The organism is Nonomuraea sp. NPDC050536, from assembly GCF_044457685.1.
GTDB lineage: Bacteria > Actinomycetota > Actinomycetes > Streptosporangiales > Streptosporangiaceae > Nonomuraea.
Window position 1 is genome coordinate 409,130 of record NZ_JBITHD010000007.1, and the last position, 13,498, is coordinate 422,627.

General features: G+C 68.7%; 11 protein-coding genes. 4 read left to right on the forward strand and 7 right to left on the reverse strand.

Going from position 1 to position 13,498, the window contains the following annotated elements; translation table 11 throughout:
* The first annotated feature begins 62 nt into the window (after positions 1-62).
* Positions 63-1,679, forward strand: coding sequence for a dolichyl-phosphate-mannose--protein mannosyltransferase (locus ACIBHX_RS22755; protein WP_397069181.1), 1,617 nt, complete (start codon positions 63-65; stop codon positions 1,677-1,679).
* Between the two features lie 114 nt (positions 1,680-1,793).
* Entirely contained in the window at positions 1,794-2,966 is a 1,173-nt protein-coding gene (locus ACIBHX_RS22760; protein ID WP_397069182.1) for a hypothetical protein, read from the forward strand.
* On the opposite strand, the gene ACIBHX_RS22765 is transcribed toward ACIBHX_RS22760, so the two are convergent.
* The 4 genes from ACIBHX_RS22765 to ACIBHX_RS22780 all read right to left on the reverse strand — a co-directional run bounded on the left by ACIBHX_RS22765 (position 2,963) and on the right by ACIBHX_RS22780 (position 7,384).
* A complete protein-coding gene (locus ACIBHX_RS22765; protein ID WP_397069183.1) occupies positions 2,963-3,862 on the reverse strand; it encodes a hypothetical protein in 900 nt (299 codons plus the stop codon). The two genes, ACIBHX_RS22760 and ACIBHX_RS22765, sit on opposite strands and share 4 nt — an antisense overlap.
* Before the next feature lie 72 nt (positions 3,863-3,934).
* Positions 3,935-5,848: a GTP-binding protein gene (locus ACIBHX_RS22770; protein ID WP_397069184.1), complete on the reverse strand. Its 1,914-nt coding sequence runs from the start codon at positions 5,846-5,848 to the stop codon at positions 3,935-3,937.
* Between the two features lie 132 nt (positions 5,849-5,980).
* A complete protein-coding gene (locus ACIBHX_RS22775) occupies positions 5,981-6,901 on the reverse strand; it encodes a hypothetical protein (protein ID WP_397069185.1) in 921 nt (306 codons plus the stop codon).
* A gap of 33 nt (positions 6,902-6,934) precedes the next feature.
* Positions 6,935-7,384: a hypothetical protein gene (locus tag ACIBHX_RS22780; protein ID WP_397069186.1), complete on the reverse strand. Its 450-nt coding sequence runs from the start codon at positions 7,382-7,384 to the stop codon at positions 6,935-6,937.
* 164 nt (positions 7,385-7,548) lie between these two features.
* On the opposite strand from ACIBHX_RS22780, the gene ACIBHX_RS22785 reads away from it, so the two are divergent.
* Complete coding sequence (locus ACIBHX_RS22785) at positions 7,549-8,475, forward strand: PQQ-dependent sugar dehydrogenase (RefSeq protein WP_397069187.1); 927 nt, start codon at positions 7,549-7,551, stop codon at positions 8,473-8,475.
* A 441-nt stretch (positions 8,476-8,916) separates the two neighbouring features.
* Positions 8,917-9,639, forward strand: coding sequence for a phytanoyl-CoA dioxygenase family protein (locus ACIBHX_RS22790; RefSeq protein WP_397069188.1), 723 nt, complete (start codon positions 8,917-8,919; stop codon positions 9,637-9,639).
* A gap of 254 nt (positions 9,640-9,893) precedes the next feature.
* Here the strand turns inward: ACIBHX_RS22790 and ACIBHX_RS22795 are convergent, their stop codons facing one another.
* The 3 genes from ACIBHX_RS22795 to ACIBHX_RS22805 form a co-directional block, all read right to left on the reverse strand.
* Complete coding sequence (locus tag ACIBHX_RS22795) at positions 9,894-10,886, reverse strand: M23 family metallopeptidase (RefSeq protein WP_397069189.1); 993 nt, start codon at positions 10,884-10,886, stop codon at positions 9,894-9,896.
* 189 nt (positions 10,887-11,075) lie between these two features.
* Positions 11,076-11,783, reverse strand: a complete 708-nt coding sequence (locus tag ACIBHX_RS22800; RefSeq protein WP_397069190.1) for a hypothetical protein — start codon at positions 11,781-11,783, stop codon at positions 11,076-11,078.
* 271 nt (positions 11,784-12,054) lie between these two features.
* A complete protein-coding gene (locus tag ACIBHX_RS22805; RefSeq protein WP_397069191.1) occupies positions 12,055-13,179 on the reverse strand; it encodes an MFS transporter in 1,125 nt (374 codons plus the stop codon).
* Between the last annotated feature and the right edge of the window lie 319 nt (positions 13,180-13,498).

Sequence of the window (13,498 nt, forward strand, 5' to 3'; positions counted from 1 at the left end):
GGCACCCCAATTCGACCGTGTTTCTTCGGTTACCACCGGGTCGGGACCCGTACGATGTCCGAATGGCGGTGACCTCTTTCGCGTACTCGACCTTCGACGATCCGAAGGTCAACGAGAGCAGTCCCCGGGGCAGGTCCATGCGTGACCGGCTCGTCCCGCCGATGCGTGGCAGCGTGCTGTGGGGCTGGATCGGCCCGCTGCTCGTCACGATCTTCGGCGCGATCCTCCGCTTTTCGAACCTGGGCTACCCCAAGGCCGTCGTCTTCGACGAGACGTACTACGCCAAGGACGGGTTCTCGCTGATCACGTGGGGCGTCGAGCGCATCACGATCAAGGACGCCGACAAGCTCCTCATCGCCGGCAACACCGACATCTGGCAGCACTGCACCCCTGAGACGCTCGACAAGTGCGCCTCCTACGTGGTGCACCCGCCGCTGGGCAAGTGGATGATCGGTCTCGGCGAGATGCTGTTCGGGATGACCCCGTTCGGCTGGCGCTTCGCCGCCGCGCTGATCGGCTCGCTGTCGATCCTGGTGCTGGCAAGGGTGGCGCGCCGGATGACCCGCTCGACGCTGCTCGGCTGCTTCGCCGGGCTGCTGCTGGCACTGGACGGGCTGCACTTCGTGCTGTCGCGGACCGCGCTGCTCGACATCTTCCTGATGTTCTGGGTGCTGGCCGGGTTCGCCTGCCTGGTGGTCGACCGCGACCGGACGCGCGAGCGGCTGGTCGAATGGTACGAGACCTCCCCGATGTCGCCGCGCGGGCCGTGGCTGGGCCTGCGGCCGTGGCGGATCGCCGCGGGCGTGTGCCTGGGTCTGGCGATGGGGGTCAAATGGTCGGGGATCTTCTTCCTGGCCGCCTTCGCCGTCATGACGCTCATGTGGGACTTCGGCGCCCGGCGCGCCGTCGGCGTGCGCAACGCCTACCTGGGCGCGTTCACCAGAGACCTGCCCAGCGGGCTGGTGGGCATGGCCGTCGTGCCGTTCGTGACCTACATGGCCACCTGGACCGGCTGGTTCGTCACCGCCACCGGCTACGGCCGCAACTGGGGCCAGGCGACCTCGGCCGGGCCGTTCTACTTCGTCTTCGACTCGATGCGGTCGTGGATCTCCTACCAGTGGCAGGTCTTCAGCTTCCACAACGGCCTGGAGACCTCGCATCCCTACATGTCCGATCCGTGGCAGTGGCCGCTGCTGCTGCGGCCGGTGGCCTTCTACTACGAGGGCAAGCAGAACGCCTGCGGCGTCAAGGACTGCTCGGAGGCCGTGCTCGGCGTCGGCACGCCGGTGATCTGGTTCGGCGCGATCGCCGCGCTCATCGCGCTGATCGCCTGGTACGTGGCCTCGCGCGACTGGCGCGCCGGCGCCGTGCTGCTGGCGTACGCCGCGGGGTGGCTGCCGTGGTTCTACTGGGCGATCGCCGACAACCGGACGATGTTCCTGTTCTACGCGATCCCCATGGTGCCGTTCATGGTGCTGGCGATCACCTTGTGTGCCGGGCTGATCATCGGACCGGCCACGGCCACGCAGACGCGGAGAACCGTGGGAGCCGCTGTCGTCGGGGCCTTCAGCCTGCTAGCCTTGATCAACTTTTGGTGGTTGCACCCGATCCTGTCGGCGGAGCTCATCCCGTACACGGAATGGAAGGCCAGGATGCTGTTCGACAAGCGCTGGATCTGAGCCTGCAGACGTGGAGTCACGGAATGGATTCGTAGGGTAGTCGCAGTGCAAGACCCGATACGCGCCGGTTTCGGCCATCGTCAGGGCTGGGGTCCATACGGCAAACTTCGAGGCATGAGTGCACCGGATGTCGCCGCGCTCCTGGCCGAGTTGGAGCGCTCCGAGCCGGACCTGGCCGATGAGGCCAGGACCGCGGTCGAGTGGCTGACCGGCGGGGAGCCGCTGGAGACGGTGACCCAGCTCGACGTGTGCGAGTTCCTCTGGTACACGCTGCCGCTCAAGGTAGGCGGCGACCACGAGCGGCTCGCCCGCTCGCTGGGCAAGCTGCTCGAGCTCGGCGGCATGCCCCGCTACGCCGCGCTGTGCACCTCCCAGACGACCAAGAAGATCCTGTACACCTACGCCCGAGACGGCGAGGACGCCGGCACCACCTTCTACCAGCGGGCTCTGGAGCGGACAGGGGTGCTCCCGCCGAACGTGGCCGAGCTGCAGTGGAGCATGATCATGGGGCCGGAGGAGCTGGGCGCGCACGTGGCCTGCTCCGCCGCGCTGGAGCTGGCCATCGTCTCCGGCGAGCCGGGCGACCGGCACGCGCTGACCCGGCGCTGGCTCACCGAGCCTCGGACGGAGCTGGGCGGCGACAGCTGGCTGCACCGCGTGCACGGCGAGCGGCTGAACCGCTGGGTACTCGGCCGCGGTCCGGCCCGGCGGGAGCTGGCCCAGCCGTTCGAGGTCCGGCTGCACGCCCCGATCTCACCGCAGCCTCTGCCCGCCCTGCACGGGCTGCTGTCGCTGTCGCTGGAGGGGCTGCCGATGCGGCTGGCGCCCTCGCCGCAGGCGCTGCGGCTGCGCGACCTGGCCGAGCGGGAGCTGGGCGCGCTGAGCCGCGACGGCGCCCGCCTGTCGATCACCGAGAACGGCCGGCGGCTGCTTGAGGACCCGCAGGCCATGTGGGAGGCGGTCACCCGCCTGCTGGTCGGCACCGGCGGCCACGAGCTGGACGTCGCCGCGCGCGAGGCGGCACTGCTGTTGCTGGCCGACTGCACGCTGATGTCACCGGCCGAGCTGAACGAACGTGTCGGCGAGGTCGTCGGCGCCGAGGGCTGGCATCCCACGTCGGGCCCCGACGACATCGCCGGCTCCCTGGCCGACCTGGTCGCCCAGCTGACGGCGCTCGACCTGGCCTTCTCCGACGACCTGGCCATCCGCCTGACCAGAACCGGCCAGCTGGCCGCCCTATCGTCCCTCCGCACTCACGCCCTACGCCCCCGCCAGTACGTCGCCTAGCGCTGTTCCAGTCTCCTGCGGAGGAAGTAGGCGTAGGTCGCCATGCCCAGCGTGATCCCCCAGGGCAGCCACGACAGGCTGGGCGCCAGTTCGCCCCAGGTGTCGGCCCGCAGGAACTCGGGCCGCAGGAACATCCACGACCGCACCCCCGACTGCGTCAGCAGGATGGCCGCCGCCGCTCCCGGCACGACGGCCATGGTCACGGGCACGCGCCTGCCGCCCACCCACGGGAACCACCGCGGGAACACCTCGCCCCACCGCTGCACCAGCCCCAGTGTGAGGACCGCACCGCCGAAGCACAGCCCGGCGAACAGCACCTCCGACAGCGCCCCGGCCCCGGCTGTAGGGTCGCCCTGCCTCAGGAACTCCTTGGTCACCCCCAGCGGGATGCCCATCGCCCAGGCCAGCCGCGAGGCCCCGTACGGCAACGCGAGCACGGCCGCCGCGTACGCGGCCCAACTGCCGATCTTCGGCATGGCCACGGCGCCCGCGCTGACGGCCGCCCACGCCCACAGCACGCCGCCGGCGATCGAGAACAGCATGAACGCCAGCGCCCCGTCCCACAGACCGGTGTAGCCCATCAGCGCGTAGACGAGGTTCTGCATGACCCGCACGTCGGGGACGACCACGACCAGCCCCACTGCCAGGATCCACGCGAAGATCCGCGCCGCCCTGGACCCACGCGTGAGCGCCCACGCGGCCACGACCCCGGCCAGCCCGACGGCCACCATGCCCACGCTCAGCGGGAGCGACTCCGCCCTACCGAAGACCGACCCCACCTGCGCGGCTCGCCAGTCGTTGCGTCCCAGCGGGAACCCCGCGCCGCCCAGCGCCCAGTATCCTCCGAAGGCCGTGAGCACCATCGACCAGGTGCCGGCCACCCATGCAATCTTCATGGGAACCACCCTCGCGAAGGCTCGGCACCGCCTCCTCCCCCGTGCGAGGGATCCGCCTCCCCCGGCCTTCGGCTAGACGCGGCGCTCGACGTGCAGGAGGTACTCCTTGCGGTCGAGCGGGTTGTGGTCCGTCCGCGGCCTTCGCGGCGGTGGGCCGGAGACCGGCTCGTAGCGGTCGAAGGACGTCTCCAGGACGCCCTCGCCACTGGTCAGGGTGGGCAGCTGGAGCTGCAGCCCGTGGATCCTGGCCGCGGGCACCTCGCCCTCCAGGCCCGTCGCCGACGGCTGCGGGATCGCGCCCAGGCGGACGAGCGCCGGGAGTACGGTGCCCAGCAGGTCGGGCGGGAGCTCCAGGGTGAAGCGGTGGACGGGCTCGCACACCCGGGTGCCCGCCTGGCGCAGGGCGTCCATGAGGACCAGCGGGGTCAGGTTGCGGAAGTCGCCGGCCGTACTGGACATGCTCTTGTCGAAGACCGCGTGCGCGTGGCTCTGACGCGGCGCGTAACCCGAGTGGGTCATCGTGACCAGGCAGTCGGTGACCTGCCAGCCGTGCAGGCCCTGGGTCAGCGTCTCGTGCACGGTCTCCTCGACCGCCTTGAAGAAGGCGTACGGCATGGCGCCGAGCGAGACCCCGAGGCGGAACTCCACCCCCGTGCCCGGCTCGACGCGCAGTCCGACCGTGGCCAGGAACGGGTTCGCCCCCAGGAACTCGGCCGCCTCGCTGGTCCCGGCCACGCGCTCCACGCAGATCGTGGTCGTCTCGCGGAAGGTGACCTCCAGGCCGTATTCCTCGGACAGCGTCGCCTGGATGACCTCCTTCTGCACCTCGCCGTAGAGCGAGACGGAGATCTCCTGCCGCACGCCGTCCTGGCGCAGGTTGATCAGCGGGTCCTGCTCGGCGAGCTGGGTGAGCGCGACGTGCATGGCACCCCTGTCGGACGGCCTGCGCGGCTCGACCACCGTCTCCAGGCTCGGCGGGGCGAAGAAGTGCTGCAGCTTGTCGGGCGTCGCCCCGATCCGGTCGCCGATCTTGATGCCTGCCAGTCCCCAGAGCTTGCCGATCTCGCCGGCCCTGACTGATTCGCGAGGTACGGCGGAGCCACGGTCGAAGACGCTTACCGCGGTGACCTTGCCCTGGTCGAGGCTCTGGCGGTTGCTCAGCGTGCCGGAGAACATGCGGACGTAGGCCACCTTCTCGCCTGCCGGGCCACGCTCGACCTTGAAGACGGCGCCTTCCACCGGGCCGTCCTCGTCGGGGTGCGCCGCGGGCAGGAGGGTTCTGATGCCCTGGGTGAGCTCGTCGACACCGGCGCCGGTGATGGCCGAGCCCGCGTAGACCGGGTGGACCGCGGCCTTCCTGGTCTGGGTCGCCAGCTCTTCGTGCAGCTTGCCGTACGGGATCCGCTGGTCGTTGACGAAGGCTTGGAGCAGTTCGTCGCTGTGGTCGGCCAGCGCAGCCTGCCATGCTCCGCTGCTCGCCTGGAACCTCGGACTGCGGGTGCCCAGGTTGTGGGCGTCGCCCATGGGGACGATGTCCGAGGCGAGTTTTACGGAAATGTCCTGCAATAGGTCGTCATACCGGGCGCCGCGGCGGTCGAGTTTGTTGACGAAGATCAGCGTCGGGATGCGGAGCCGCCTGAGCGTGCGCATCAGCACCCGGGTCTGCGCCTGGACGCCCTCGACGGCCGAGATCACCAGCACGGCGCCGTCGAGCACGCTCAGCACCCGCTCGACCTCGGCGATGAAGTCCGGGTGGCCGGGGGTGTCGATCAGGTTGACCGCGACGTCGCCGATGACGAACGACACCACCGCGGACTTGATCGTGATGCCGCGCTGCCGTTCGAGTGCGAGCGAATCGGTCTGTGTGCTGCCGTCGTCGACGCTGCCGACCTCGTCGATGACGCCGGCGTTGTACAGCAGGCGCTCGGTCAGGCTGGTCTTACCGGCGTCGACATGCGCCAGAATCCCCAAGTTCAACGATCTCACGAAGCGTCATGTCCTTCAGATGGGTGGATCTTGCCTGGGTGGACATGGACGTAGCTCGCATCTCGACTCCCGAGATCGATGAACAGATGCCACGGAGTACACCAGACGCCTCCGCGGCCGAACAACGGATTTTCAGCCGAGCGCCTCTTTCAGGCGCTCGTAGGTCGGCGCCAGCTCGTACAACCCTGCTGCCAGCGCCTTGTCATCGCCCGACACGGCAGGAAGCTGAAGCCCGCCCACGATCCGCGCCTGCGCGGCCGCGATGCCCGCGGCCTCCGCCATCCCGAGCATGGCCAGGCAGGCGGCCAGATCGTTGAGCCGCCGCGCCCCCACCCGGATCCCGAACGCCTGCAACAGTCCCCTGATGCCGTCGTCGAGACCTTCCTCGACCATCTCGGCCAGCCGGATCGCCGCCGCGGCCTGCCCCACGGTCCCTTCGGGAACGGGCAGGTCACTCCTGCCGCCGAGCCACGCGACCCCGTCGGCGAGCGACCTGCGCAGCGCCGCATCCGGCCGTACCTGCCGCTGCCGGACGAACCCGGCACGCATCGCGAACGGCCGCTCCAGATACCCGACCGTCTCTCCCCGCCACGCCTCGACAAATGCCGGTATGGGCAACGTCGCATACGGATACCCCTGCGGATCGTGCATCACCACCAGGTCGCCCTCGATCCCCAGCACCACCACATAGTGATCGGCCCCCACCGCGCCGTTCGCCCCCGGCTGATGCCCCAGCAACCCCATCTCCACCGGCCCGGCGATCACCGGCCCCCGCGCCCTGGCGCCCTTGAGCCGATCCACCGCCTCCTCGTCCGACCCGCCGTCGCTCCGCTCACACCCCCACCCCAGCAACGCGATGGCAGCATCCACCCCCTGCTCCGGATCCCACCCGAAGGGATCGAACATCGGGACCCGCCCCCCGATGATCTGCATCCCATAGGGCGACCCGGTAAGCACCTCGATCACCCCGGCAGCAGGAGCCGCCTCCCCCATCACCATCGCCAGCGAGTTGGAGTAGCAGTAGGGCCCAGACCCAACGTAAGAAACAGCCATGCCCCCACCGTGCCCCCTGACACGGTGTCACCCTCAACCCCCAGCAAGCGATCCGACAACGAAGAGCCCGGCGAACAACCCGACCACCAGGACCCGCACCCACCGGGGAACGCCGGGCGTGGCCACCCAGGCCGCCACCGGATACGCGATCAGCCCGCCGCACACGATCAGGATGAGCGAGCCGTCAAGCGCCTCCGCAACCCGCCAGATCGCCACCAGAAAGGCCCCACCCAGAATCGCGACGGGCCAGGCGGGCCGCACCCGCAGCAGGTAAAGCAGCGGCCAGGCCAGCACGATCGCACCCCACCGCCCGACGTTCCAGCCCCACAGGAACAGCCCGAGACATCCGGTGTACTCCCCACACGAGGAGGAGTCGGGAAACAGCGCGACCACCAGCCACGCCCACGCGAACAGAACGACTGGGAGAGCAACCCCGACCACCAGAGCCTTGGTGATCTCTTCGGACGACACCCAGATCTTCATGCCAAGGACATTACGACTACTGGGAAAATATGGAACGCATGAGAAAGATGTGGACAATGGTGTTCGTAGCCGTGCTCACCGGCAGTTCAACCGCGGGCGGAATGACCGCGAGTTCAGCCGAGAGCGCTACCAAGGGCTCTCACAGCAGCCCACCTGTTCGGGTCGTGGCGACCGACCTGACCGTGCCGTGGGGGATCGCGTTTCTCCGCGGCGGCGACGCGCTGGTGACCGAGCGCAACTCGGCCAGGCTGCTGCGAATCACCAGGGCAGGCCAGGTCAGCGAGGTCGGCACGATCGAGGGCGTCAACGCCTCCGGCGAGGGCGGCCTGCTGGGCGTCGCGGCCAGGGGCAACATGGTCTTCGTCTACTACACCGCGGCCGACGACAACCGGATCGTCCGTTACGACCTGTCCTCCGGGCGCCTGACGAATCCGAAGGTGCTGGTCACGGGCATCCCCAAGGGCAGCCAACACGACGGCGGCCGCCTCGCCTTCGGCCCCGATGGGTACCTGTACGCCGGCACCGGCGACGCCGGCGACTCCAGCCTGGCCCAGCGGCTCGACTCGCTCGGCGGCAAGATCCTGCGGATGACCGTCGACGGCGCACCCGCCCCCCGTAACCCGTTCGGCACGCTCGTCTACTCCTACGGCCACCGCAACGTCCAGGGCCTGGCCTGGGACTGGGCGGGCCGGATGTACGCCACGGAGTTCGGCCAGAACACCTGGGACGAGATCAACGCCATCAAGTCGGGCGGCAACTACGGCTGGCCGGTGGTCGAGGGCAAGAGCAACGACCCCCGCTTCATCAACCCGATCGTCACCTGGACCCCTGCCGAGGCCTCCCCCTCCGGCCTGGCCTTCGCCAAGGGCTCGCTCTGGGTGGGCGCGCTGCGCGGCGAGCGGCTCTGGCAGGTCCCCCTGCGGTGGAACGGCACGCCTGGCACGCCTATCGCCCACTACACCGGCGTGTACGGCAGGCTGCGCGCGGTCGCGACGACGCCCGGCCGCGACCTCTGGGTGTCGACCAGTAACAAGGACGGCCGGGGCACCCCGCGCACCGGCGACGACAAGATCCTGAACGTCAAGCTGTAGCACAGGCTCGGCGTCGTTGAGATCTGCCTCTGTCAGGGTGGTGAAGCGGCGGATACGGGCGCCCACGGCGTTGCGGTGCAGGTAGGTCTGGAGGGTGCGGAGCAGGGATTCCGCACCCTCCCGGCGTCGGGGGCGAGGAGTTCGCCGATCGCTTCCCTGGCGGCGTCCGAGCCGTACCACTCCAGGAGCATGCGATCCAGCCCGGCGGCGTCGTGGGCGGTGACGGTCGAGGTGGTGTCGCGTAGGAACGCGGCGCGGCCCTCGCGGGCGCTGGTGCGGATGCCGAGCGACCCGCGTTCCGGCTGACCGCGTCGGAGTTGACGCTCTCGAGCACCTGGTAGCGCTCGGTCCTCTACTACTTCGGCTACCCCCCTTCACCCCCACCCGTAGCCGCGCTTTGCGTCAGGAAAACCGGTGGACGCCGTCGGTACGGTGGCTCGCATGAGTATGTTCGATGTTGATCGTTTTGTTGCCGACGGGTTCGCCAAGCTGGAGGCGGCCGTGCCTCGCGAGGTCGGCGATGCGGCCAGGGCGCTGGTGTGGCAGCAGATCGGCCTGTCGCCTGATGACCGTTCCGGCTGGCAGCAGCCCGTGGTGTGGGCCGCGGACCTGACCGGCGAGGGCCCCTTCGGGGAGTTCATGCGCAGCCCGCGGCTGCATCAGGCGCTGGATGAGGTGGCCGGGCCCGGCGGGTGGGTGCCGCGTGGCTCCCTCGGCAACATGCCGATCCGCTTCCCGGGCGTGGAGCCTGCCGACGATCGGGGCTGGCACATTGACGGCTCCGTGGCCAGGCCCGACGGTTCATGGGCCGTGTCGGGGCGGCCGGAGACGATGTTGCTGCTCGTGTTGCTGTCGGAGGTGGGCGACGACGACGCTCCGACCCGCATCAGGGTCGGCTCGCACCGCGACGCCGCCCGGATGATGGGTGAGCAGGTGCTCGACCCGTTCGAGGCAGGACCGCTGCTGGATGCCGCCTCCAAGGACCGCCCGGTGGCGTACGCGACCGGGCAGCCGGGCGACATATACCTCGTGCACCCCCTGACCGTCCATGCGGCCGACGAACATCGAGGAACGCGCCCGCGTTTCATGGCCCAGGCACCGCTGTTCCTGACCACACCAGTCGCACCAGGCGACGCCAACGCCCTGGCGCGAGCCGTCCTCTAGCTTCCCCTCCGGCTTGATCGATCAATACCGAAGCCTCTTCAACCGGCCAGGCCACCAACGACCTGCACGTCACGCCATCGCCGATCTCGTCGGGCACACGGGCATGAGCGTCACGGAAGCCGTATCCAGGCCCACACGATGACCACCAGCTTCGGCGACAGCCGGACATCGAAAGAGGGCTCCGGAGGAACTCCGGAGCCCTCTTTACCACACCGAAGGCCGCATTGATCAAGTGCCGCTCGTGGCCGCCATACCTAGCCGCAGTGTTCGAGGGGGCTGTCGTAGGTGGCCGTCCCGGCCTTGCCACCCCACCTGACGCACTTGTCCGCCGCGCTCGCCCGGACCGGACCCGCGTAGTACTCGAAATTGCCGCTGTCGGTCACCCGTGACTTGCCCTGCACCTCCAGATAGGCGCCCACAGCAGAGCCACTGCCCAGCGACGTCTTCTTGATCGTCGCCACGCAGTTGTTACCGTTGCCCGAGTTGTACAGCAGGTAGACCGTCCCCGCCGAGCCCAACGCCGCCGAGTCGATCACCTTGTAACCGCTGCCGCACACCTTCTCCGCCGTGTACGGGTTGGTGCTGCCGCCGCCGCAGCCGTTCTTCGAGGTCACGTTCTGGATCGGGTAGCCGAAGGTGACCCCGTTGAAGACGGCCTTGCGGATGTTGCCCGGGTAGCCGCTGCCCTGCCGTACCTCGTAGTGCAGGTGGGGCGAGATGTTGTTGCCCGGCTTGCTGGTGTTGCCCACCGTACCGATCTTCTGGCCCTGGGCCACGTGGGCGCCCGCGGCGACGGCGCGCGAGTTCAGGTGCGCGTAGAACGACGTCCAGCCACCTCCGTGGTCAATCTTGACGAGGTTGCCGTAGCCGTTGGTCGAGCCCTGGTGGGCCGAGATCACCACGGTGCCGGCCGCGGCGGCGACGACGGTGTCCCCGAGGTCGGCGCCCGGCGTGCTGCCCCGGTTGAAGTCGATCTCCCACGACCGGTGGGCGCTGCTCGCGCTGGAGTTGCCATTCCAGGTCTGGCCGCAGGGGAAAGGTAGCTGGAAGTTCGTGGAGGCGAGGGTCGACACCTGCGGCGCCTCCGCCTGGTTCGGGGGGTCGTTCTGGTCCGTCGGAGACGGCGGCGGATCGTCGTCCGTCACCGTCTGCCACGCCGCGGCGATCGGGCTCGCCGACGCGGCCTGACCGGTAGCGAGGCCGGCGAGCAGGGCTATCCCTAACGCAAGCACCCCTATGGGTCTCATACCGATCCTTTCTGCACGATGCGGGGGACGACGTCCCAGCCGCGCCGCGCACTGTCTGCTGGATCTCTGGTAGTGCTCTTGCTGGCGACCCAGCTTGCAGGTACGGCGTACAGAGAACATCCAAAATCGGCATAAAGGCCTAGCCGGCCGTCCGCTTCTCCGGTTATGACCAGTACGGAGGTCGCACCCTTAACCAGGCGGATGCAGGGCGGGTTCAACGGCGGCGAGCAGCTCAAGCATGGGCTCTTGTGTCTGTTCAGCGAAAGCTGCCTCCACGGCCACGGCAGCGGGCCCGTCTGTGAGCCAGGCGAGGACCTGCTGGTACACAGAGCTGCGACGGTCCCAGAAGGCGTTGGTCAAGCGGTTGCCTGACAAGCCGTTCAGGACGAACTCGTGGAGGTGCTTGATTGCTGCGTCGGTGTCGAGCTTGCTCCAAGCGCTGAGGCAGGGCATCGGATCCATGCCTGTGGCGGCCAGGGCGCACAGCACCGTGTCGACCGGGGGGCGGGCCGGATAGTTGCGCAGCGTTTCGTGCCACCATTCACTCAGGAACCCCGCTATGGCATCGCGCTCGTCAATCGGCCAGGTCCGCCAGTCGACGGAGGCGAGCTTGCCAAAAACGATCTCGGGATCCGGATAGACGAAGGCGTCTTCTGCCGCGCATTCAAGCAGGCGCGGCAGAAAGTAGCGGAACTCGGTGACACCACCCCACGTGTTAAGGGCCTTGCCGGCGTAGCGGGCCAGCGACGCAGCTTCCACGGACCTGACCGGCCCGGCCAAGAGGCACAGCTCATCGCCTGGATCGACGCAGTGCGGACAGCCGATCACGCGCTCAGGTCGCTCAACGCGTCCGAAAACTTCGTACAGTCGCTGCTTCGCTGCATCCCATCCCGACATTGATCCATTATCGGCGGGCACGCTTGTCCAACGCAGAAACGGCGGTGTTCGCCCTCGAAGAGGGGTCTTCGAGTAACGCGTCTTGGGTGGGGTTTCCTCGAGTACGGCTGAGTTGTGTATTCAGAGGGGCAAGAAGATCGCTTCCCGGCTGGTTCGAGATCGTTTCCCAGGTCCCTACTCGTCGGCCTGGTTCTTGCGGCTCGACCACGATCCACAGACACCGCGCCTCTGGCCACTGGGAACTCGCCGCCAACCTGACCGCGCGCACCCGCTACACAGTCCTGTCTACGCTCCTGCCAGTCAGAGCCACCCGGATGGCACACGTGACCCCACCCACGAGCAGGACAGCAACCGCGAAGACGACCCGCACGAGGCCGGCGGCCGAGGAGGGCGCAGCGAAGTAGACACTCCCGAGCCCGGCCACGGCGGTCACCCCGGCGAGCACGGGCCCGGTGGAGTTCAACGCTGAGATCGCTGACGCCAGCCGTGGCTCGACCAGCGAGGTGATCAGTGCGATCAGTGGGCTGTACCCGGCAGCGTGCCCGGCCCCGGCCAGGAGCAGCAGCGGTGTGGCCACGACCGGCTGCCACTGATCACGGCAGAAGAGGACCAGCAGGCTCGCCCCGACCGCGAAGGCGATCGGACCCGCGATCGGCAGGGCGCGCTGCAACCACTGCAGATATCGGTTCCAGCTCAAGCTGAGTGCGCCGAATCCCAAGGCGTACGGGACGAACGCCAGCCCCGCGCGAAGCGGCGAATAGCCCAGCGCGGTCTGGAGGTGCAGGGTGAGGGTGAGTAGGAAGACGGTATAGCACCCCATGATGGTCCAGCACGCCACCAGTCCCGGCTTCACCCCGCTCGGCCGTACCGAGGCCATGTCCAGCAGCGGATACCGCGCCCTGTTCTCATAACGGATGAATCCCACCGACAGCGCGGCACCGCACGCCAGCGAGATCCAGACCCAGACGGGCCAGCCTAGGTCGCGGCCGAAGATGAGCGGGACCGTGATCGCGGCCATGGCTGCGGTCAGGACCGCCACCCCACCCGGGTCGAGGCGTGCCTGCTCGTCCACGCGGGAGACAGGCAGCAGGCGCGGGCCTACGGCCAACGCGATCGCGCCGATCGGGAGGTTGAGCAGGAAGACGGGCCGCCACGACAGGCCGAAGAGGTCGGCGCTGACGACCAGCCCTCCGATGACCTGCCCCAGCGCGACTCCCAGGGCGAGCACCATGCTGTAGAGGCCGATCGCCCTGCGGCGTGCCGTACCCTCCCAGTGTGTCTGGATGAGCGAGAAGATCTGCGGAGTGAGCAGCGCCGCCCCCATGGCCTGCGCGATGCGTGCGAGCACCAGCACGCTCACGCGGATGACACGGATCGGAAGATCGCTTCCCGTCACCGAGCTGATCGTTTCCGTGACTGGTCAGCACTGTTGTGAGGTTGGTGACTCTTCTCTCCCGCTTCCTTCTCAGTCAAGATCGTCGCGACAAGGGGAGAGACGATGGAGACAGCGGATCGGTATCGGCGCTTCGGAGAACACCTCGAGTCGAGCACCACCGACGTAGGCACCCGCCTCCGACGAGTCGAACAGCTCGACGAACGCCACACGATCACGAGCCTGCGACTCGCGCAGCACGAGCCGCTCGGTCCTGATCGGAGCGGCGGCCAGACGGCGGATCCAACCTCAGTCCAGCCGGCAGCTATCGCGCGCTGCACCA